Source organism: Brumimicrobium sp., from assembly GCA_023957385.1.
GTDB lineage: Bacteria > Bacteroidota > Bacteroidia > Flavobacteriales_D > Crocinitomicaceae > Brumimicrobium.
In genome coordinates this window covers 994,508-1,015,608 of record JAMLGZ010000001.1, presented here as the reverse complement: position 1 = coordinate 1,015,608, position 21,101 = coordinate 994,508, and the positions used below count along the sequence as shown (strand labels likewise).

Here is a 21,101-nt window from a genome sequence, read left to right as displayed (position 1 = left end):
ATGATTCCGAAGTTGTTTATTTTTTAGAAAAAAACACAACGGAAGCAAAAACATAAAATGATGAAAAAAGTATTTGTTGTTGTATTTATCACATTAATGTTAGCTTCTTGTAGCACAAGAACAGGACATTTAACAGGTGTTTTAGGAAGAAGGACATATTATCCTGAGGTTCCACTAGGTATGGTTTATATCCCTGCTGGTTCATATACCATGGGACAAAATGACCAAGATGTACCTTTTATGCACCAAACTATTTCAAAAACAGTTTCTATTTCTGCATTCTACATGGATCAGACAGAGATTACGAACAATGAATATAGACAATTTGTATATTGGGTAAGAGACTCCATTGCAAGAAGAACTATCTATCTAAACGTGGAAGAAGATGAGATAGCTGATAGATTCATTAACTATCAGGATAAATACTATGATGAAGGAATCATGGAGTGGACTGATTACGAATCAAGCGATCGTTTTGAAAACATTGAGAAATTCAATTTAAATTGGGATAGATCTTTTTCATATAATGACCCAGAATTGGTTCCGCTATTATCAGAAATGTATTACCCACCTGTACAACGTTTCTATAAGAGAAAAGAAATAGACACTCGTAAATTGAATTTCAAATATTATTGGATTGATTTAGTTGAAGCAGCTAGAAGAGGTAAAATCTATATTAAGCAGGATGGATATGATAATCAAGGTCGTAAATTAGACCAGGATCATAGAGCTTTGCGTTCTCCTGAACACCCATTCACAAAAGAGCCTCAAGGGCAAGACTTAGATATGGGTCAACCAAACAAATTAGGGCAAAACAATGCTATTAGAGGACATGAAAATAGACAGCGTTTCATCATTGACGAAACTGTAAATGTTTATCCTGATACATTATGTTGGGTTCGTGATTTCACTTATTCATTCAACGATCCAATGACTAACATGTACTTTTGGCACCCTGCCTATGATAATTATCCTGTAGTTGGAATAACATGGGTACAGGCAAAAGCATTTAATGTATGGAGAACACAATTGTTGAATAACTGGTTAATTAGCCGAGGAGAAATTTTTGTACATGATTTCCGTTTACCAACAGAGGCAGAATGGGAAAGAGCATCTAGAGGTGACCTTGAATTATCTCAATATCCTTGGGGAGGTCCATATATTCGAAATGCATCAGGATGTTTCTTAGGTAACTTTAAACCACTACGTGGAAGATACTTTGAAGATGGTGGTTTCTATACTGTAAAAGTGTTCTCATACAACCCGAATGGTTGGGGTCTATACTGTATGGCAGGAAACGTAGCTGAATGGTGTGAAACAGCTTATGATGAATCTAACTATGAATTCACTCATGATTTAAATCCAGAATACAGATACAATGCAATGGACTGGGATCCACCATCAATGAAAAGAAAGGTTATCCGTGGTGGTTCATGGAAAGATATAGGATTCTATTTACAGAATTCATCTAGAACATACGAATACCAAGACTCTTCAAAGTCTTATGTAGGAACTAGATCTGTAGCAGAACATCTTGGACGAGGAGGAAGAAACTTCAGTAAAGAAGGAGGTGAGGAATTGAAACAAGATCTTCAGTTAAGATAAAACAGTAATAAATTCGGAACAAATAAAACAAATAAATAAATCGTTAAACCTTAAAAAAATAAATCTATGAAGCCAGGAAGTAAAGCATGGAAAAAGTTTATGGCCAAATTGTATGGTCTAGGAGCATCTGTAGTAATTATCGGAGCATTATTTAAAATACAACACTATCCAGGTGCGGGATTAATGCTTATGATAGGACTCGGTACAGAGGCTATTATCTTCGCATTCTCTGCGTTTGAACCAATTCACGAAGAACCAAATTGGGAATTAGTTTATCCAGAATTAGCATTAAGCAATGATGAAAATTTTGATCCATCAGAATTATCAGGTTCTAAAGGAAGAGGTGGAAGAGGAACTGGAATTTCTGGAGAATTAGATAAAATGCTTGAAGAAGCAAAAATTGACAGCGCTTTAATCGAAAGATTAGGTGATGGTATGAGAACATTAGGAGAAAATGCAGCTCAATTAAAAGGAGTAACAACTGCTGCTGCTGCAACTGATTCTTATGTTAATAGTTTACAAGCAGCTTCTGATAAAGTTGCTCAATTATCTGAGTCATACGAAAGAGCTTCTGTAGCTATATCAGGAATGACATCTTCTCAAGAAGAAGGTCAATCATTCGGAGAGCAAATGCAAAAGGTTTCTAAAAATCTTGCAGCATTAAACAATGTATATGAATTACAACTAAAAGGTTCTTCTGCTCATTTGGAAGCTACTGAAAAATTCCAAGGTCAAGTTACTAACATGATGGAGAATTTAGCAGCATCTGTTGAGGATACTAGATTATATAAAGAAAACATGTCAATGTTATCTAAGAACTTAACAGATTTAAACAATGTCTATGGCAACATGTTAAAAGCCATGAGAAGTAATGGGTAAAAGCCATATTTTAATATTATAAATTAAGAATCTTAATAAGTAAATAAAATGGCTGGAGGAAAAGAAACCCCAAGACAGAAGATGATCGGGATGATGTACTTAGTGTTAACTGCACTATTAGCATTGAACGTATCAAAACAAGTTGTAGCTGCATTCGTTACCTTAAACGGAAAGTTGCATGATAGTGGTTTAGTAATCGATGGGTCAACTGTAAATATTTACGGAACATTTGATAGCAAAAGAGCCGCTTTAAAAGCAACGAAAGGTGACATGAAATCTATTGATTTTTGGCAAGGTAAAGCTGATATTCTTAATAAAAGAACTAAAAGTTTAACTAGTCATATCCTAGGAGAATCTAATTTTATGATCCAAACTGCAGAAGGGCAAGATTGGGTTGCAGAAAGAGATGAGAATGGAAGAATAGTTGAACTAAAGTCTTTATTACAAATTCAGCAAATGGATAACTTTGATATACCAACACATATTTTCGTTGGCTCTGAAGCTAATAAACCAAATGCTAGAGGTATGGCTATTAGAGATTCTATTCATAAATATAGAGATGATATAGCTATCTTGATGGCAACATATCCATTTAATGGAAAGAATTATAGCTTCACTCCGCCTGCTGATTTAAGTGGATTATCTGAAGCATTAAGAACTGCTAATCCAGATGACACATCAACTATCGCACAATTTTATAGATCATTAACTATACCTGCAATGGTAGAAGTTGCCGATGGAGGAGAAACAGCTAAATTACCATGGAGTGCTGCTATGTTCAATCACTCTCCAATCGTTGCTGCTGCTGCTATTCTGACTTCTATTAAATTAGATGTCTTGAATGCAGAAAACAGAGCGGCTGGTTATTTCTTATCAAAAGTTGATGCCCCTACATTTAACTTTAATAAGATTGAACCTTTGGCTTTTGCTAGAACGGGGTATATTAATGCAGGAGACTCTTTACAATTACGCGTAATGATTGCAGCTTATGACTCTACTGAAATTTCTAAAATTAGATATGGAGTGAACGATTCTACTCCAGGTAATTGGAAAGAAACTTCTGGAGCAATAAGTTTAGATGGTAGAACTCCTGGAGATTACAGAGCAACTGGAGTTATTGGTGTTCGTGAGAAAGGAGAAATCACTTGGAAACCATGGTCTTTTAATTATACCGTTGGAAAACCTCAAGGAACAGTGTCCTTACCAGAAATGAACGTGTTATATAGAGGATACGACAATAAAGTGGAAGGAGCTGCATCAGGATACCCTAGCTTCAGCCTTTCAGGAGGTGGAAACGTAACTATTTCAAAAGGAGCTAAAGGTTATATAGCAAAACCTGGATCAGGTAGAGAGGCAACTATCAATATATCAGGTGTAGCACAAGATGGTACTTCTACTAGTTTAGGAGGATTTAAATTTAGAGTACAAAACTTACCTAAGCCTTCTATCTCTTTAGGTAGAATTGCTAGTGGTGAGTCTGCTACTTCTGCAGAACTGAGAGCTGCAAATAGATTATTCGCTGGTTATCCACCTGAAATTCCATTGGACGCAACGTTTTCTGTTGTAAACTGGGAAATGTCAGTAAGTGGTGCTCCTAAACCAATACAAGGTACTGGTTCTGCACTAAGTGGAGAAGCTTTAAGACTTATATCAAATGCTCAAAAAGGTGCAATGGTGTCTGTATCCGTAACATATAGAGAACCAGGTGGTACTCAAAAACGACAAGCAGGAGTATATAAAGTAAAATAAGATAATTAAAACTCAAATCATGAAGAAGATATTGTTTTATAGTATTTTGATTTTAGCGTTAAATGTGAACGCACAAGAAATCAATGGTGGACCAATAAATAGTCGTACAGAAACTGGCGTTATTAATGGAGTTTACCTAAAGGCTAATATCCCAACAAAACGATTAATCCCGTATCAATCAGTTCGTGAAGCTGATGTTATCTGGAGTAAACGTATTTGGAGAGCAATTGACCTTCGTGAGAAAATAAATAGACCTCTATACTATCCATTAGATGAATTTTCTAACCCAGACCCTATTACAGGAGAAGTAGATTGGGTAAGAAATGAAAACAGATGGAGTTTGTGGACTATTATGCGTCAACATATCTTAGCTGGAGATTTAACAGTTTATTCAGATTATAATCCTGTAAGAACTTCCGTTAGAGATGGTGACCAATTTAAATATCCAATTTTACCAGAACCAGGCAAAAATTATAAAACAGACTCTATTTATAGATACAACCTTTTATTCTATTTAGCGAAGTTAGGACCAATTCCTATAGATGCGTTGCAAGATCAATACGGTGAAGACTCTTTAGATGTAAATGGCGTACCTGTGTACCCTCCAAGAGATACTCTCTGGTTTACTTCTTCTGATATCGTACAATATCGTTTAAAAGAAGATTGGTTCTTTGATAAACAACGCTCTGTATTAGATGTTAGAATCTTAGGTATTGCTCCTGTTAGATATGATAAAGACGAGAATGGAACTATAAATGGAACATGGACTATGTTTTGGTTATACTTCCCAACAGATTGTCGTTATGTATTTAACAACTACTTCGTGTACAATGAAGATAACGGTGCAAGATGGATGAGTTTCGATGACTATTTCATGAAACGAAGATTCAGCTCCTTTATTTATAAAGAAGATAATGTCTATGACCGAAATATCGATAAATACAGAGTGGGAGTAGATGCCTTAATGGAATCACAAAAGATTACAGAAAAGATTAGAATTATCGAACACGATGTTTGGGAATACTAATCTCAACTTAAATACTAAAAAGGGGCTGTCTCAAAAGTATTTTGAGGCAGCTTTTTTTTGTCAAAACATTTGGTAATTTGAGAATAAATTTGTATCTTAGCACCTGATAATCAAAGACATAACTCATATGAAACCAATTTTCAAAGCGTATAGTCAAGGGCAGGCAACTCTGTTTCCTGTAAGTCTGGATAGCAAAATTTCGCAGGATTCTCCTGTTCGACTTGTCAATCAGATAGTCGATAATCTGGATATTAGTAAGGTTATTGATACTTATAAGGGTGGCGGGACAAGTTCCTATCCGCCTCGGGTAATGCTCAAAATAGTAATTTTTGCCTATTTGAGCAATATCTATTCTTGCCGCAAAATAGAGGACGCTGTAAAAGACAGAATCACTTTTATGTGGCTTGCGGGCGGACTTGAACCCGACCACAACACCGTCAACCGTTTTCGTTCAAAACATTTGAAAGACACTATCAATGAGATATTTACACAGACTGTTACGATGCTGGTGGAAATGGGTTATTTGAGCTTGGATATAGCTTACATTGACGGCACAAAACTGGAATCGCGTGCCAATCGCTATACTTTTGTCTGGCGCAAAACGGTGGAAAGAAACAAGGCAAAACTCGAAGCAAAAATCCATCAAGTGCTGAAATATATCGAAGAAGGTATTATGCAGGATAACCGTCCAGATGATGAGCCGCCCACTCCCATCAACAGCGAGGAACTAAAAAAACGCATAGCAGAGATCAATCGCGAAAACCGTAGCAAAGCAGAACAGAAAGAGATAAAAACACTGGAAAACAAGTATTTGCTAAAATTGGAGGAATATGAAAAACACCTTGAAACACTCGGCAATCGCAATTCTTACAGCAAAACCGACCCCGATGCTACTTTTATGCGCCTGAAAGACGACCACATGCAGAACGGGCAGCTCAAACCCGCTTACAATCTGCAAATTGGTACTGAAAATCAATTTATCAGCCACTTCGATTTTTTCTCCAATCCGACCGATTTTTTAACATTCAAACCCTTTGTAACTGGTTTCAGAGAGCGTTTCAGTGCAAATTTTGATACAGTATTGAACAAGGCAGTTGCCGATTCAGGTTACGGAAGCGAAGAAAATTATGATTTTATGGAACTCAATGACATCGATCCGTTTGTCAAGTTTCCCTATTTTCATAAAGAACAGAAAAAAGCGTTCAAAAACAACGCGTTTATTGCCCAAAATTTATTTTACAACTCTCAAAAAGATTATTTTGTGTGTCCAATGGGGCAACACATGGAAAAAACAGGAGAAGGAAGTCGCAAATCGGACAGTGGTTTTATCTCGAAAGTAAGTTATTATGAGGCAAAAAACTGTAAAGGTTGTCCTCTTAAATGCTTGTGCTACAAAGCAAAAGCTAATCGCCGAATTGAAATTAATCATAACTTGAATCGCCACAAAGAACGGGTCCGGCAACTTTTGACCTCCGAAGAGGGGCTTTATCACAGAAGTAAGCGTCCAATAGAACCTGAGTCGGTGTTTGGACAAGGGAAATCCAACAAACAGTACTACCGCTTTCGACATTTTGGTAAAGATTTGATAACGATGGATTTTGCTATCTTCGCTATTGCCTTCAACATTGGAAAAATGTATAAGAAAGGGAAAATTACGCCCAAAAACAGTCAAAAATCAGCTGATTTGTTAAAAATCAATCTCGTTGTTCTAATTTTTACCCAAAATCATAAAATCAACCATGCTGGAACAACTAATCCAAAGCTGGCTGCTTGAAAATAATAAAAAAGAGGCTGCCTTTTTGAGACAGCCCCTTTTTTTATGCACCAATTTGTATAAAAAATAAGTAGCTTTGTAAAAAATAGAAAATGGAAAATATTACAGTATATATAATTGATAGAGATGGTGAAAAACATACATTACAAGCTCCAACAGATATGAATTTAAATATCATGGAACTTTGTAAAATATATGAATTGCCCGTAGAAGGGAGATGTGGAGGAATGGCTATGTGTGCTACTTGTCAATGTTACCTAGAATCAGAACATAAATTAGATATACAAAGTGAAGCTGAATTAGATATGTTAGACCAAGCCTTCTTTGTAAAAAATAATAGCCGATTGGGATGCCAAATCAAAATAAATGAGAATATCGATGGTATCATATTAAGGTTAGCCCCTGAAACAGATTAAATCAATTTAAAAATAAATTAAACCTATTACCCATTAAAGTATAAAATCAATTATATTAGCATAAAAAAACATGAAATTAATTTTTTCTATATTTCTCCTCTTAACGTTACTTATAGTTTCAGGATGTGGGAATTCAAAAAAAATAGAAAAAAATAATAAAGAAGAAACCAGTATAGAACATCCTATTATCAATTCTTTAGATTTCTATGCCTCCCCTAATGATAAATCATGGAACTTATCTATACAATTTAATGACCATATCATCTTTACAGACAGTAAAAAAGCAATTCATTTCATAGGGGATACAAAAACTAAAATAGACAATCAAGGAAATATTCAAATTTCTGCAAAAGATAAAACATACTACATAGAAGTTAATATCAAGAAAGAAGAATGCAATAAAATTGGAGTTATAACTGAAATTAAATTTGAAAAAATAGCAGAAAAAGAGACAAATAATTATGTGGGTTGCGGTATATATAGAGGTAGCCCTCAATTACATGATATTTGGGTTCTTTATGGAATTAACGACAAAATATTAACTCCAGATTTATTTCCCGATGAACTCCCCCATTTTGAAATTGATTTAACTGAAAGAAAAATAAGCGGATTTGCAGGATGCAATCAAGTAAATGGAAATTTAACTTTTGGGTATCAATTAATGAATATTCAATCTCTAGTTTCAACACGAATGTATTGTGGTGAAGCTTCTCAAATTGAAGAAGATATCTTAGAAATATTAAGGTCACCTCTTACCTACAAATTGGAAGAGACGCATCTTTACTTAACATCAGAGAAAGGCAAATTATTACTTAAAAAAATAGATTAAACTATACACTTATGAAGAATGAAGAGTCAACACAAAAAGAAGAAATAAATACAATAGAAAATACAGACACAATTGTACAAATACCTTTTTGGAAAAGAAATATTATAAGCTTAATCTTACTTTCTTTGTTCATTATCGCCATATTTTGGGGTTCTATTCAAAACAGTTTGACTACTCGTCGCTATGACAAAGCTATTAAATCAATTAAAGAGCAACATGAGCATGTAATTCAGAATCTAAAGAATCAACATCAATCAGAAATAAATGATTTTAAGAATTTAGAAGCTAAAAAATTAGTAGCATCCCTAGGTTTTGCAGTTAGAAGTGAAATGATTGCCGAAAATAAAAATCAAATTGATCAATATTTTATTCAATCATTAAAAGATATGAATATTCAGCGAGCAATTTTAGTAGATTCTACAGATAATGTAATACTAAGCACTAATAAAAAAGATGAAGGAAGCCCTTTTGAAATAACAGAATTATTAGAGGCAAAAGGTCCTATGACATTTTTAGATGAGGATAGTTCCCTTTTTGCTGCTACTCCAATAATGGGACTAAATAGTCAGTTAGGGATTCTAATCATAGAAATGGATTAATTTACTTTCTAAACCAACTTCTTCTATTTTTGGAACGTTAATTGATTAACAAACGCTAAAACTAGAAGTCATGACGCTCCAAGAAGAAAAAATACCTATGTGGAAAGAAAAAGAAGAATGTTTAAAGAAATCTTCTTTTGATTTAGCAATCGGAACATTAGGAACCAACAAAAGATTTGTAGGTGATAAAGGGAAAACTGAAAAAAAGAGAAAACTAGGTAAAGTAAAAGTTAAATTAGTTACTAGTAAGTGAACTCATAATCTTCCCTATTTCTTAATCAACTGTAATCGATGCAATAACTCAATAATATTTTCTTTTTTTGTATCTAATAGATACGCGTTAATCCCTGCCCTCAAAGCTCCTTCAATATGTTGTGGAGAATCATCTATAAACAAGGTTTCACTAGGCAAGAAATCTTCCTTAAGACATACTTCTAAAAAGATTTCAATATCTGGCTTTTTCATACCCATTTCGCAACTAAAATAAATAGTTTGAAAAAAAGGTTTTAATGAACTAATCCCATGTTCGCTATATAAATTTAGATTAAATTGTTCTATATGAATAAAATTGGTATTGCTTAATAAAACAAGGTTATAATTCTGTTTTAAATGAAGTAAAAGGTCTAATCTTTCTTTTGGAAAATTGAGAAGCATCGCATTCCATGCATGTACAATGGCATCATCAGTGATATTTGTAGGTAGAAATGATTTCAGTTCTTCAATAAATTGTTCTTTTGAAATTTCTCCTTTTTCAAACTGATTAAATAAATCCGTCTGATGAAGTTGAGCATACATCTTCTCAAAATGCGGAATACCTAATTGTTTAAATGCTTCTATTGTTTTATTATAATCGATATTTAGAAGAACACCGCCAAAATCCAAAATAATATTTTTAATAGTTGATTGTACCATTTTCGAAAGATAAAAGAAAAATAGTTACTCGTTGTGAATTTAGAATAAAATGTAGATAATCTTAGACCCCGAAACTCCTTCGTCCGTCGGGGTGACAATTGAGAGGAGTTCCTATCTCTTACATCTTTACATATTAAATAAAATTCATTTACGGTATAAATTATTGATTTTTGTAAATGAACAACGGGTAAATAGTTATATCTCTTTAACAAAATTTGAAGAAATTATATACTATTCAAAAACAAGTTCTAAAAATTCTTCCTACATTCGTAACTCAAATGAGTTCAAATTCCAAAAAATACGAAAAAAGAGGTTTACAATCCGGATATCTTTCTGTGGTAGTTGGCATTTCACTAGTCCTATTCATGTTGGGACTAGTAATCGGCGCATATTTTGGGCTAGACCATACTCAAAATGCAGCAAAAGAAAATATTGAAATCGATCTTTTCTTTAATCCCGACCTAAATGATTCTGACATCAAACTGATTGAGCAAGAACTAAAGAATTGGCCTGAAATTAAATCTGTATGGTTTGTTTCACCAGAAAGAGCCTTAGAAGTGTTTCAGTCCAATGACAAAGAAGCTGAAAAAGTTAAAGAAATTTTCGATGGCAAAAGCCCATTCCCTCCATCTATCACCTTTAATCCTACAGCAACTATTGTAAACAAAGAAGGATTATCTCAATTAAAAGAAAAAATTCTCTCTCAATATGCCAACCAAGTAGTTGAAGTAAACTATGATGAGCACAGAATTGAACAGGTAAATCTTGGGTTTCTCCAATGGATATACATTTTTATTGCCATCGGTGGACTTTTAACAATCGTTGCTTTCGCAATGATTAATAACACTATCAGATTGGCGTTATATTCCAAGAGATTTACTGTAAAAACTATGCAACTAGTGGGGGCAAAACCTGGGTTTATCCGTAAGCCGTTTATTTTAACTTCTATCTTCCAAGGATTCTTATCAGCCATCATAGGAATGGCACTTTTAATTGGTGTGTTCTATGCACTTAAGCGCTATATGGATATAATCGGTCCAGCTTATGATATGAAAACATTCTTGCTTTTATTCCTAGTTTTAATTGTATTAGGTGTGATAATTAGCTTAGTTTCAACTTGGTTTGCACTAAACAAATATTTACGTAAAAAATTAGATAATTTATATTAGAATTATGAGAACAAACGGAAATAAACATTCTTTTTTATTTGACAGAACAAATTACATTTTGCTTCTAGTAGGTATCTTTTTAAATATTATTGGATTTCTTATAATGATAGGAGGTGCTTCAAAAGATCCTAATGTATTCGATGCAAATGAACTGTTTTCGCCAATAAGGTTAACTATTGCACCTATCTTAATTCTTTTAGGATATGTGGTCATTTTCTATACGATTATGAAAAGACCTAAATCTGTATCTCATAAAAAGCCAGAGTAAGAATAGACTCTATTCTCATATTATACATGCAAAAAGACAACTTTGATTTTAAAGAAGGAGAAACTCTTCTTGTTGATAAACCATTACATTGGACATCCTTTGATGTAGTTAATAAATTGAGGTGGAAACTTCGTAAAAAGTACAATATAAAAAAATTTAAAGTTGGGCACGCAGGAACTTTAGACCCTCTGGCAACAGGTTTACTAATTATTTGTACTGGTAAGAACACTAAATTGAGTGAATCACTAACAGCAGAAAATAAAACCTACACAGGGACTTTTTTATTAGGAAAAACCACCCCTAGCTATGATCTAGAAACAGAATTTAATCAAACATTTGACATCTCTCATATTTTAAAAGAAGACATTATACAGACTGCTCAGAATATGGAGGGAGCTCAAAAACAAATCCCCCCTATTTTTTCAGCTAAAAAGATAAATGGAAAACCCGCTTATCTATCCGCCCGAAAAGGGAAAGATCTTGAATTAGAAGCAAACGATATAGTTATTGAATCATTTCAAATTACAGATATCCGTATGCCAGAAATAGATTTTAAAGTGACTTGTTCCAAAGGTACTTATATTCGGTCGCTAGCAAACGATTTTGGAAAAGCCCTACAATCAGGGGCTACACTTATTGCTTTGCGAAGAACACACTCGGGTTCTTTTTCCATTGAAAACAGTGAGTCGGTTGAATATTGGCTAAACAAAATCGAAGAAGTTACGTTAAGTGAATAGATTATAACAATTTAACACACCTCATAATGATACTTTTTTATTTATCAAAAATATATAGTATCTTTGTAGGCTTAAAAAATAGAGAAATAAAACATGAAACTTTCAGAGTTCGATTTTAATTTACCAGAAGAGCTAATCGCCAAATATCCTAGTGAGAATCGTGATGAATGCCGGTTATTAGTAGTAGATAGAAAAACAGGAAAAATTGAGCATAAACTTTTCAAAGATCTTATCGATTATTTTGAGGAAGGTGATGTGATGATTCGTAACAACACAAAGGTGTTCCCAGCTCGTTTATATGGTAATAAAGAAAAAACAGGAGCAAAAATTGAAGTATTCCTCTTAAGAGAGTTGAATCATGAATCTCTACTATGGGATGTGTTGGTAGATCCAGCACGTAAAATTAGAATTGGAAATAAACTGTATTTCGGTGATGATGAAGAACTAGTTGCAGAAGTTATTGATAATACAACTTCTAGAGGGAGAACTTTACGTTTCTTATTTAGTGGTTCTTACGATGAATTTAAAGCAAAAATTGAAAGTTTAGGAGAAACCCCTCTTCCAAAATATATTGATAGAAAAACTGTTCCTGAAGACGCTGATAATTATCAAACTATATACGCATCTGTTGAAGGTGCCGTAGCTGCCCCAACTGCAGGATTACACTTTTCTAAACATTTGCTAAAACGAATGGAACTAAAAGGAATTGATTTTGCTGATATTACTTTACATATTGGACTAGGTACTTTTAGAGAGGTTGAAGTAGAAGACTTAACCAAACACAAAATGGATTCTGAACAAACCATTATCTCCGAAAAAGCTTCTAATATTGTAAACAAGGCTAAGATGAATAGACATAAAGTATGTGCTGTTGGGACAACAACCATGAGAGCTATTGAATCTTCAGTATCAACAGACGGCTTATTAAAACCTTTTGATGGCTGGACAAATAAATTTATTTTTCCACCTTATGATTTTTCTATTGCTGATGCTATGATAACTAATTTCCATACACCTTCCTCTACCCTATTAATGATGATTTCGGCATTTGCAGGGCATGACTTAATGATGGAGGCATATCACGAAGCAATAAAAGAGAAATATAGATTTTATTCATACGGAGACGCTATGCTTATCCTTTAAGTTTAAATAAACTGTAATGAAAACTCTCTTTCTACTCTTAGGTACTTTCTTGTTTGTTCAAACAGCGGTATTCGCACAGAATCGCCCATTACAAACAAGAAATGCTTTAGTGATTGCACAGCAAAATGACGTGTCTGACAGATATTCATTAGAAATTGCTTTAATTCAAATGCTCAATGCATACAATGTAAAAACCAAAGCATCTTTAAATGTAATCAAACAAGGAGGATCGCCGTTGGCTTTATTATCTGACACTCTGCAATCCAAATTAAAAGGAGAGGGAATAGATACGTATTTGCTCGTTTCCGTACGTGGATACAATACCAAATTTAAATTCCCTTCCAAGCAAACTTCATTTGAAGAAGAAATTAAAGCAGGACATTTATTCCCTCTCTACAGAGATAATACAACCAATGTAACTTTCACATTTACATTCTACCGCAACTTAGAACCTATCCATACGGAATTAATCCGCGTAGGAAATGTTGGATCAAAAGAAGTTGTTATCCGAAAATTGATGAAACAAGTAGAAAAGAAGCTAAATAAATCTTGGCTTTAACTACTTATTATTTTCCATTATATACATTAACACTTTTCGCATCAAATGGGCTCTATCTATGCCCAATACATTATGCTCGTGCATAGGGTAAGGGAAATAATCCATTTGAATTCCTAGCTGCACAAATTTTTCAGTCAACGCCAAAGTATGTTGCATCACCACAACCGGGTCAATAGTTCCATGAATAAGCAACAACTTTGATTTTAATTGATCTGCTTGATTGATTATTGAAGTTTTTTCATAACCTTCAGGATTCTCTTGTGGGGTATCCATATAACGCTCACCATACATAATCTCATAATATTTCCAATCAGTTACTGCACCACCAGCTACACCTACTTTAAATAAATCAGGAGACTTTAACAACATCGTACATGTCATAAATCCTCCAAAACTCCAACCATGCACTGCTAATCTATTGGCATCTACAAACGGTAAACTCTTTAAATATTCAACACCGACTAATTGGTCTTCATTCTCAGCAACTCCAAGTTGTCTATGAATAACATGTTCAAACTCTGCTCCTCTGTTTGCTGAACCTCGGTTATCTAATGTAAATATAATATACCCTTGATTAGCCATCCAATACATCCATAAACTTCCACCGTCTAACCAACTATTGGTTATTAACTGAGCATGAGGTCCCCCATAAACATAAATCAGAACTGGATATTTCTTAGATGAATCAAAGTTTTTGGGCTTTATCATCCGAGTATATAAATCTGTCCCATTTTTATTTTTAATAACGTTGATTTCAGCTTCTGGCATTCCATATTCTGCTAAAGGATTTTCGGCATTTACTAAAATTTGGACTGATTTACCTTTTGCATCAAGTATTTGAGCTTTATTCGGGATACTGTGTGCAGAGAATTGATCAAATATATATTTCCCAGCTGCATCTATGCTAACTGTATGCGTTCCTTCTTCCATTGTCAACAAGGCTTGTTTTCCTTTCGTATTTACTTTATATAATAAAGTATTCAATGGGCTGACTCCGGTAGCCAAGAAATATACCTCTCCATTCTGACTAGCGACTATCGATTTTAAAGGGAATTTATTATTAGTTAATTGTGTTTTTAAATCTCCATTTTCAGAGTAAAAGTAAAGATTATCAAAACCATCACGCTCACTCACCCAAACAAAGTCATTACTTGTTTTAGAAGGAAAATAAGCAGGGCGTTCAGGCTCCACCCATGTTTTACTTGTTTCCTCAAAAAGCACTTTGAGTAACTTCCCATTTCTATCGTATTTTTGTACCCAAATATGATCTTGTGAGCGAGCAACTTCGGCAAGTATAATATAGTTTTCATCAGGAGTCCACGCCAAATTAGTTAAATAATAATCAATACCATTTTGAGGTGAAATAAATACAGTTTCATTTTTATCCAAAGTTAGGATACCTACTTTAACACGCTCACTCTCTTGTCCTGCCATAGGATATTTAATAGATTTTAAAGAACCAGGATAATCTTCATTATTTAATAACGGATAATCATGCACAAGAGATTCGTCTTTCTGATAGAAAGCCAGATGTTTACCTGAAGGAGCCCAAAATATACCTCCATCAATACCCATTTCGTTTCGTGAAATAGCTTGACCAGTAACAATGTTTTTATCGCTATTCTCCACAACAACATGTTGTTCAAATTTATCCAAAGAGGAATAATAAAGATTATTGTCAATGGTATATGCTACTTTATCAAATGTAGCATTAAACGTAATGTTCTCCGCTTTTTCGGGTAAATCCAGGGTTCTTCCTTCCTTTTTTGAAATATTATAAAATGCAATTATATTTTCATCATTTAATATAAATTGATTGCAATCTTTCCAAGCTAAACCAGCAAAATAGTTGAATTTAGTGCCTATTTTTTCATTTACTTCTTGGATAGATAGAGAGTTTGTTTCCTTCCCTCCCACTTTACCAATAATAAGTGTACGATAATTTTCTAGATAAGCATATTCACCATTATCCCCTATCCAAGAGAATTCAAAAACATTTGTTGGATAAAATTGTTGATATTGTCCCAACACAGATTGCTCGAGAGACATTTCTTTTTGAGCAGAGACAAAGAAAGTTGTGAATATTATAAGAAGAATAATAGAAAAAGATTTCATTTTATATATATTTGAAAATTACATGTCCAAAAATAGCAAATCATCTGAATAAATAGAATATTTCATCTGTTTTAAAAACATACACGAGAAGAAAAAAGAGCGTATTTTTGAAAAAAGATGAAATTTTAGAAAACTTTTTAACCACTATTTGTTATTCAATTCATTAAATTGTATATTTGCACCCCCAAATTGGGATTATTGTCTTATTTATAAAAATTAATAATAGTGGATACATTAAGTTACAAAACTGTTTCTATCGGTAAAGAGAATGCCAATAAAAAGTGGCTTTTGGTAGATGCGGAAGGCGAAACGCTAGGGCGTATGGCCAGCAAGGTAGCGCAATTGATCCGTGGTAAACACAAAACTAATTTCACTCCAAACTCTGATTGTGGAGATAACGTTATTGTTATCAACGCTGAGAAAATCAATTTAAATGGAGAGAAATGGGCTACAAAGAAGTATATTAGATACTCAGGTTACCCAGGAGGTCAGCGCGAATTAACAGCAGAGCAAATCAGAGATAGATATCCTGAGCGCTTAGTAGAAATGGCTGTTAGAAGAATGTTACCTAAATCTAAATTAGGTAATGCAATGTATAAGAATTTGAGGGTTATTGCAGGTTCAGAACACAAGTATGAAGCTCAAAAGCCAGAGAAAATTGATTTAGAATCTATCAAATAAAAAATATGGAAGTTATAAATACATTAGGAAGAAGAAAAACTTCTGTTGCACGTGTTTACTTAAAGCCAGGAAAAGGTAATATTACAGTAAATAAGCGTGATTATAAAGAATACTTTCCAATTGCAACTTTACAGTCAAAAGTTCAGCAATCATTTAACGTTACTGAAACTGCTGGTCAGTATGACGTAACTGTAAACGTAGCAGGTGGAGGAATCAATGGGCAGGCAGAAGCAATCCGTTTAGGAATTGCAAGAGCACTTGTAAAATTGAACGAAGAATTAAAACCTACGTTAAAAGAAGGTGGATTAATGACACGTGACCCTAGAATGGTTGAGCGTAAGAAGCCAGGACAGCCAAAAGCACGTAAGAAATTCCAATTCTCTAAACGTTAGAATATTAACTTTATTTGGCGATTGTTTAGTATCCAAGTGGTTGAGTACTTTTCGAAAGAACCCTCTTCTACTGATTACTAAAGGAACGTAAACTAGAAAAAATAAAAAAATGTCAAAAAAAGCAAATTTTAAAGAATTATTAGATGCAGGTGTACACTTTGGACACCTCAAAAGAAAGTGGAACCCAGCAATGGCTCCATACATTTTTGCAGAGCAAAAAGGTATCCACATTATTGATTTAAATAAGACAATTACTTGCTTAGACCAAGCAAGTGCTGCAATTAAACAAATTGCAAAATCAGGTAAGAAAGTATTATTTGTTGCTACTAAGAAACAAGCAAAACAAGTTCTTATCGACAGAATTAAAGAAGTTAATATGCCATACGTTACAGAAAGATGGACTGGTGGTATGTTGACAAACTTCGCTACAACAAGAAGATCTATCAGAAAGATGACTTCTATTGATAAGATGAAAACTGACGGTACATGGGATACACTTTCTAAACGTGAACGTCTATTCATCACAAGACAGAGAGAAAAACTAGAGAAAAACTTTGGTTCTATCGCTGATATGACTCGTCTTCCTGCTGCAATTTTTGTAGTTGATATCTTAAATGAAAAAATTGCTGTAACTGAAGCAAACCGTTTAGGAATCACTACTTTTGCGATGGTTGACACAAACTCTAATCCTAAATTAGTAGATTTTGCAATCCCTGCAAATGATGATGCTACCAAATCTGTAGCTGTTATTATAGACCATATTGTTGCTGCTATTAAAGAAGGTTTAGAAGAAAGAAAAACTTCTAAAGATATCGAACCTGAAGTAGAGGAAACTGAAGAAGAACTTCCAAAAAAGTCAAAAGTTTCTAAGAAAACAATTGCTGTCGTTAAAGATGAAGTTATCGAAGATGACATCGATTTAGAAGAAGATGATAGTGAAGAAGAAGAAGAATAATTACAAAGTAAATATTACAAAATAGGATTATGGTAATTACAGCAAGTTTAGTAAACGAACTAAGACAAAAGACTGGAGCAGGAATGATGGACTGCAAAAATGCATTAGTTGAGGCTAATGGTGATTTTGAAGCAGCTATGGATATCCTAAGAAAGAAAGGACAAAAAATTGCATCTAAACGTGGAGACAATGAGGCGAAAGAAGGCCTTATTTACGCTGATGCAAAAGGAGAAAAAGGATATATTATCCAATTCAATTGTGAAACTGACTTCGTGGCTAAAAATGAAGATTTTGGAAAATTTGTTCAAGAAATTCTAGCTATTGGAGTTAAAAATGATGTAGATAATATAGATACTTTAAAGTCTTTAAAGTTTAATGACAAATTAACTATTGAAGAGAAAATAGTAGAGCAAACAGGTGTTATTGGTGAAAAATTAGATCTTTCAAAATTTGAGAGAGTTATTGCTACTTCAGTTGTTGCTTACAATCACCCAGGAAATCAATTAGCTACTTTAGTTGGTTTCAATAAGAGTGGAGCTAACATTGAGGAAGCTGGAAAACAAATCGCTATGCAAGTAGCTGCGATGAATCCAATTGCTATTACAGCTGAAGGAGTTGACCAAAAAACAATTGATCATGAACTTGAGATTGCTAAAGAATTAGCTATTCAAGAAGGAAAACCAGCTGACATGGCTGAGAAGATTGCTCAAGGGAGATTAAATAAATTCTTCAAAGAAAGCACTTTATTAAGTCAAGAGTTTGTTAGAAATAACAAACAAACAGTTGAGGCCTTCTTAAATTCAGTTGAATCTGGATTAACGGTTAATGAATTTAAACGCTATTCTTTAAGTTTATAAAAATTTAAAAAAAGAGAGAACGTTGTTTCTCTCTTTTTTTTGTATTATTTTGCAACGATTTTAATAACGACAAGTTTCTACAAGATGAAATACAAAAGAGTTCTACTTAAGTTAAGCGGCGAAGCGCTCATGGGTGATAAAGAATTTGGAATTGATAATGACCAACTCAAGCATTATGCAGAACAAATTAAAGAAATCACTGATTTAGGAGTAGAATTGAGTATTGTTATTGGCGGTGGAAATATTTTCAGAGGAGTACAAGCAAAAGAAGGAGGAATGGACAGAACCCATGGAGATTACATGGGAATGTTGGCAACCATGATTAATGCAATGGCACTTCAAGCAGCATTGGAAAATATAAATATCGACTCTCGTCTTTTATCTGCTATTGAAATGAAAGAGATTGCAGAACCATATATACGAAGACGTGCTGTAAGACACCTTGAAAAAGGAAGAGTAGTTATATTCGGTGCAGGAACTGGAAACCCATATTTTACTACAGATTCTGCAGCATCACTCCGTGCCATCGAAATCAATGCAGACGTGATTATTAAAGGAACAAAAGTGGATGGAATCTACACCAGAGATCCTAAAAAAGATCCAAATGCAACCAAATATGATACAATATCTTTTGATGAAGTATATTCAAATGGATTAAATGTGATGGATATGACCGCATTCACACTTTGTAAAGAGAATAATCTACCTATTATCGTGTTTGATATAAACAAAAAAGGTAACCTAAAGAAAATAGTATTAGGAGAAAGCGTGGGCACCATTGTAGCATAACCATCCTTGATTTGAGTAAATATATCTATTAAAAAATCAATATCTTTATTAAATTTGTAAATTAAAATCAAATTTTACGATGATTGAGGAAATAAATATGGCTAAAAGCGAATTCAAGGAAGCTAATAACAATACGTTAAATCACTTAGATACTGAACTAAGAAAGATTCGCGCAGGTAAAGCTACTCCTAGCATGTTAGATGGTGTAATGGTAGATTATTATGGAAGTAAATCACCTCTTCAACAAGTTGCTAATATTGGGACATTAGATGCTCGTACTTTAACTGTTCAGCCATGGGAAAAAGGTATTTTAAGTGAATGTGCCAAAGCAATCATTAATGCAAATTTAGGTTTAGCACCACAAGATAACGGTGAAATGCTGATAATCAGTATCCCTATTCTAACTGAAGAAAGAAGAAAGGATTTAGCAAAAATGGCAAAAGCAGAAGGAGAAAATGCCAAAATTAGTGTTCGAAATAATCGTAAGGATGCCTTAGATTTTATTAAAGAATTAAAGAATGAAGGTCTTTCTGAAGATGAAATGAAAACAGCTGAAACCGATATTCAAGATATCACTAATATCTTTATCAAGAAAATTGATGATTTAATTTCAGCAAAGGAGAAAGATATTATGACGTTATAATACTTCCCTAAATTCTATTCTTTAGCTATTCTACTGGATTCTTTAAATCAAAAACGTGCCGTTCCGCATGATATGAAGAACGTACCAAAGGCCCAGATTCTACATATCTAAAGCCCATTTCTAATCCACGAATGCGGTATTCTTCAAAACGCTCAGGGGTAACAAATTCTTGTACAGGCAAATGTTTTGGAGTTGGCTGTAAATATTGCCCTAAGGTAATAATATCAACCCCTACAGAACGAAGATCATCCATTGTTTCTAAAATCTCTTCGTGAGTTTCGCCTAAACCAAGCATAATACCTGATTTCGTACGCATTCCTGATTTTTTTATACGAAATAAAGCTTCTAAACTTCTATCATATTTTGCTTGAATACGAACTTCTTTAGTCAAACGCCTTACCGTTTCAACATTATGTGAAACTACTTCAGGTGCCTCATCAGTAACTATCTTCAAATTTTCCCATTTTCCAGCAAAATCTGGAATAAGTGTTTCCAAAGTTGTTCCAGGAGATTGAGCTCGAATTGCGCGAATTGTTTGTGCCCAAATATTAGCACCTCCATCTTTCAAATCATCTCTGTCAACAGACGTAATGACAGCATGCTTCACTCCCATCAATTTAATAGAACGTGCAACTTTGCCTGGTTCATATATATCGACAGCTTCAGGTTTTCCAGTTTTAACAGCACAAAAGCCGCAAGAACGTGTACAAATATTCCCTAAAATCATAAATGTTGCTGTACCATATCCCCAGCATTCACCCATATTTGGGCAATTTCCACTCTCACAGATAGTATGCAATTGATGCTCATCAACAATTTGACGCACTTTCTTATAACTCTCTCCGGTTGGCAATTTAACACGTAACCATTTAGGCTTTCTGATTTTTTCCGGCTGTATTTCTTCTGTTGCTGACATCGTCAATTATTTACAATTTGTTCTAACGAAAATAAAACTTAAATTTTGTCATACTAGTATTTCGATAGATAAAACGCTACTTTTGTT

General features: G+C 33.8%; 23 protein-coding genes. 20 read left to right on the top strand and 3 right to left on the bottom strand.

Annotated elements, in window-relative coordinates:
* Positions 1-60: 60 nt before the first annotated feature.
* From M9897_04460 to M9897_04420, 9 genes are all read left to right on the top strand, one after another.
* Positions 61-1,605 (top strand): formylglycine-generating enzyme family protein, encoded by a 1,545-nt coding sequence (locus M9897_04460; protein MCO5268130.1) that lies wholly within the window; start codon positions 61-63, stop codon positions 1,603-1,605.
* 66 nt (positions 1,606-1,671) lie between these two features.
* Positions 1,672-2,484 carry a gliding motility protein GldL gene (gene gldL, locus M9897_04455; protein MCO5268129.1) on the top strand — a complete coding sequence of 271 codons (813 nt, stop codon included), beginning with the start codon at positions 1,672-1,674 and terminating at the stop codon, positions 2,482-2,484.
* 48 nt (positions 2,485-2,532) lie between these two features.
* Positions 2,533-4,233 (top strand): hypothetical protein, encoded by a 1,701-nt coding sequence (locus M9897_04450; protein MCO5268128.1) that lies wholly within the window; start codon positions 2,533-2,535, stop codon positions 4,231-4,233.
* A gap of 19 nt (positions 4,234-4,252) precedes the next feature.
* A complete protein-coding gene (gene gldN, locus M9897_04445; GenBank protein MCO5268127.1) occupies positions 4,253-5,260 on the top strand; it encodes a gliding motility protein GldN in 1,008 nt (335 codons plus the stop codon).
* 127 nt (positions 5,261-5,387) lie between these two features.
* Positions 5,388-7,034: an IS1182 family transposase gene (locus M9897_04440; protein MCO5268126.1), complete on the top strand. Its 1,647-nt coding sequence runs from the start codon at positions 5,388-5,390 to the stop codon at positions 7,032-7,034.
* 92 nt (positions 7,035-7,126) lie between these two features.
* Entirely contained in the window at positions 7,127-7,450 is a 324-nt protein-coding gene (locus tag M9897_04435) for a 2Fe-2S iron-sulfur cluster-binding protein (GenBank protein ID MCO5268125.1), read from the top strand.
* A gap of 70 nt (positions 7,451-7,520) precedes the next feature.
* Entirely contained in the window at positions 7,521-8,279 is a 759-nt protein-coding gene (locus M9897_04430) for an META domain-containing protein (protein MCO5268124.1), read from the top strand.
* An 11-nt stretch (positions 8,280-8,290) separates the two neighbouring features.
* A complete protein-coding gene (locus M9897_04425; GenBank protein ID MCO5268123.1) occupies positions 8,291-8,878 on the top strand; it encodes a hypothetical protein in 588 nt (195 codons plus the stop codon).
* 70 nt (positions 8,879-8,948) lie between these two features.
* Positions 8,949-9,131 carry a hypothetical protein gene (locus M9897_04420; GenBank protein ID MCO5268122.1) on the top strand — a complete coding sequence of 61 codons (183 nt, stop codon included), beginning with the start codon at positions 8,949-8,951 and terminating at the stop codon, positions 9,129-9,131.
* Positions 9,132-9,145: 14 nt separating this feature from the next.
* Here M9897_04420 and M9897_04415 read toward each other — a convergent pair whose 3' ends face one another.
* Positions 9,146-9,790, bottom strand: a complete 645-nt coding sequence (locus tag M9897_04415; protein ID MCO5268121.1) for an HAD family phosphatase — start codon at positions 9,788-9,790, stop codon at positions 9,146-9,148.
* Between the two features lie 215 nt (positions 9,791-10,005).
* Here M9897_04415 and M9897_04410 point away from each other — a divergent pair, with 215 nt between their 5' ends.
* The 5 genes from M9897_04410 (at position 10,006) to M9897_04390 (ending at position 13,666) form a co-directional block, all read left to right on the top strand.
* On the top strand, positions 10,006-10,959 hold the full coding sequence (locus M9897_04410) for a permease-like cell division protein FtsX (GenBank protein ID MCO5268120.1): 954 nt from the start codon (positions 10,006-10,008) through the stop codon (positions 10,957-10,959).
* Positions 10,960-10,963: 4 nt separating this feature from the next.
* Positions 10,964-11,227, top strand: coding sequence for a DUF3098 domain-containing protein (locus M9897_04405; protein ID MCO5268119.1), 264 nt, complete (start codon positions 10,964-10,966; stop codon positions 11,225-11,227).
* 26 nt (positions 11,228-11,253) lie between these two features.
* A complete protein-coding gene (truB, locus tag M9897_04400; GenBank protein MCO5268118.1) occupies positions 11,254-11,964 on the top strand; it encodes a tRNA pseudouridine(55) synthase TruB in 711 nt (236 codons plus the stop codon).
* Between the two features lie 93 nt (positions 11,965-12,057).
* On the top strand, positions 12,058-13,107 hold the full coding sequence (gene queA / locus M9897_04395) for a tRNA preQ1(34) S-adenosylmethionine ribosyltransferase-isomerase QueA (GenBank protein ID MCO5268117.1): 1,050 nt from the start codon (positions 12,058-12,060) through the stop codon (positions 13,105-13,107).
* Positions 13,108-13,123: 16 nt separating this feature from the next.
* Complete coding sequence (locus M9897_04390) at positions 13,124-13,666, top strand: hypothetical protein (GenBank protein ID MCO5268116.1); 543 nt, start codon at positions 13,124-13,126, stop codon at positions 13,664-13,666.
* On the opposite strand, the gene M9897_04385 is transcribed toward M9897_04390, so the two are convergent.
* Positions 13,667-15,781, bottom strand: coding sequence for a S9 family peptidase (locus M9897_04385; protein MCO5268115.1), 2,115 nt, complete (start codon positions 15,779-15,781; stop codon positions 13,667-13,669).
* Positions 15,782-16,006: 225 nt separating this feature from the next.
* Here M9897_04385 and rplM point away from each other — a divergent pair, with 225 nt between their 5' ends.
* The 6 genes from rplM (at position 16,007) to frr (ending at position 20,098) form a co-directional block, all read left to right on the top strand.
* Positions 16,007-16,462 carry a 50S ribosomal protein L13 gene (gene rplM, locus M9897_04380; protein ID MCO5268114.1) on the top strand — a complete coding sequence of 152 codons (456 nt, stop codon included), beginning with the start codon at positions 16,007-16,009 and terminating at the stop codon, positions 16,460-16,462.
* A gap of 5 nt (positions 16,463-16,467) precedes the next feature.
* Positions 16,468-16,854 (top strand): 30S ribosomal protein S9, encoded by a 387-nt coding sequence (gene rpsI / locus M9897_04375; protein MCO5268113.1) that lies wholly within the window; start codon positions 16,468-16,470, stop codon positions 16,852-16,854.
* Between the two features lie 109 nt (positions 16,855-16,963).
* Complete coding sequence (rpsB, locus tag M9897_04370; protein ID MCO5268112.1) at positions 16,964-17,809, top strand: 30S ribosomal protein S2; 846 nt, start codon at positions 16,964-16,966, stop codon at positions 17,807-17,809.
* A gap of 26 nt (positions 17,810-17,835) precedes the next feature.
* Positions 17,836-18,666 (top strand): translation elongation factor Ts, encoded by an 831-nt coding sequence (tsf, locus tag M9897_04365; protein ID MCO5268111.1) that lies wholly within the window; start codon positions 17,836-17,838, stop codon positions 18,664-18,666.
* Between the two features lie 84 nt (positions 18,667-18,750).
* Positions 18,751-19,455, top strand: coding sequence for a UMP kinase (gene pyrH / locus M9897_04360; protein MCO5268110.1), 705 nt, complete (start codon positions 18,751-18,753; stop codon positions 19,453-19,455).
* A gap of 79 nt (positions 19,456-19,534) precedes the next feature.
* Positions 19,535-20,098: a ribosome recycling factor gene (gene frr / locus M9897_04355; protein MCO5268109.1), complete on the top strand. Its 564-nt coding sequence runs from the start codon at positions 19,535-19,537 to the stop codon at positions 20,096-20,098.
* Positions 20,099-20,123: 25 nt separating this feature from the next.
* Here frr and lipA read toward each other — a convergent pair whose 3' ends face one another.
* On the bottom strand, positions 20,124-21,014 hold the full coding sequence (gene lipA / locus M9897_04350; GenBank protein ID MCO5268108.1) for a lipoyl synthase: 891 nt from the start codon (positions 21,012-21,014) through the stop codon (positions 20,124-20,126).
* Positions 21,015-21,101: the final 87 nt, after the last annotated feature.

What these genes read in the sequence shown, in the direction of transcription:
- M9897_04415 (MCO5268121.1), bottom strand. Translation starts at nt 9,790, where the DNA reads ATGGTACAATCAACTATTAAAAATATTATTTTGGATTTTGGCGGTGTT.
- M9897_04435 (MCO5268125.1), top strand. Translation starts at nt 7,127, where the DNA reads ATGGAAAATATTACAGTATATATAATTGATAGAGATGGTGAAAAACAT.
- rpsI (MCO5268113.1), top strand. Translation starts at nt 16,468, where the DNA reads ATGGAAGTTATAAATACATTAGGAAGAAGAAAAACTTCTGTTGCACGT.
- M9897_04385 (MCO5268115.1), bottom strand. Translation starts at nt 15,781, where the DNA reads ATGAAATCTTTTTCTATTATTCTTCTTATAATATTCACAACTTTCTTT.
- M9897_04420 (MCO5268122.1), top strand. Translation starts at nt 8,949, where the DNA reads ATGACGCTCCAAGAAGAAAAAATACCTATGTGGAAAGAAAAAGAAGAA.
- gldN (MCO5268127.1), top strand. Translation starts at nt 4,253, where the DNA reads ATGAAGAAGATATTGTTTTATAGTATTTTGATTTTAGCGTTAAATGTG.
- pyrH (MCO5268110.1), top strand. Translation starts at nt 18,751, where the DNA reads ATGAAATACAAAAGAGTTCTACTTAAGTTAAGCGGCGAAGCGCTCATG.
- M9897_04460 (MCO5268130.1), top strand. Translation starts at nt 61, where the DNA reads ATGAAAAAAGTATTTGTTGTTGTATTTATCACATTAATGTTAGCTTCT.
- lipA (MCO5268108.1), bottom strand. Translation starts at nt 21,014, where the DNA reads ATGTCAGCAACAGAAGAAATACAGCCGGAAAAAATCAGAAAGCCTAAA.
- M9897_04440 (MCO5268126.1), top strand. Translation starts at nt 5,388, where the DNA reads ATGAAACCAATTTTCAAAGCGTATAGTCAAGGGCAGGCAACTCTGTTT.
- M9897_04390 (MCO5268116.1), top strand. Translation starts at nt 13,124, where the DNA reads ATGAAAACTCTCTTTCTACTCTTAGGTACTTTCTTGTTTGTTCAAACA.
- rpsB (MCO5268112.1), top strand. Translation starts at nt 16,964, where the DNA reads ATGTCAAAAAAAGCAAATTTTAAAGAATTATTAGATGCAGGTGTACAC.
- M9897_04430 (MCO5268124.1), top strand. Translation starts at nt 7,521, where the DNA reads ATGAAATTAATTTTTTCTATATTTCTCCTCTTAACGTTACTTATAGTT.
- frr (MCO5268109.1), top strand. Translation starts at nt 19,535, where the DNA reads ATGATTGAGGAAATAAATATGGCTAAAAGCGAATTCAAGGAAGCTAAT.
- gldL (MCO5268129.1), top strand. Translation starts at nt 1,672, where the DNA reads ATGAAGCCAGGAAGTAAAGCATGGAAAAAGTTTATGGCCAAATTGTAT.
- queA (MCO5268117.1), top strand. Translation starts at nt 12,058, where the DNA reads ATGAAACTTTCAGAGTTCGATTTTAATTTACCAGAAGAGCTAATCGCC.
- M9897_04405 (MCO5268119.1), top strand. Translation starts at nt 10,964, where the DNA reads ATGAGAACAAACGGAAATAAACATTCTTTTTTATTTGACAGAACAAAT.
- M9897_04450 (MCO5268128.1), top strand. Translation starts at nt 2,533, where the DNA reads ATGGCTGGAGGAAAAGAAACCCCAAGACAGAAGATGATCGGGATGATG.
- truB (MCO5268118.1), top strand. Translation starts at nt 11,254, where the DNA reads ATGCAAAAAGACAACTTTGATTTTAAAGAAGGAGAAACTCTTCTTGTT.
- M9897_04425 (MCO5268123.1), top strand. Translation starts at nt 8,291, where the DNA reads ATGAAGAATGAAGAGTCAACACAAAAAGAAGAAATAAATACAATAGAA.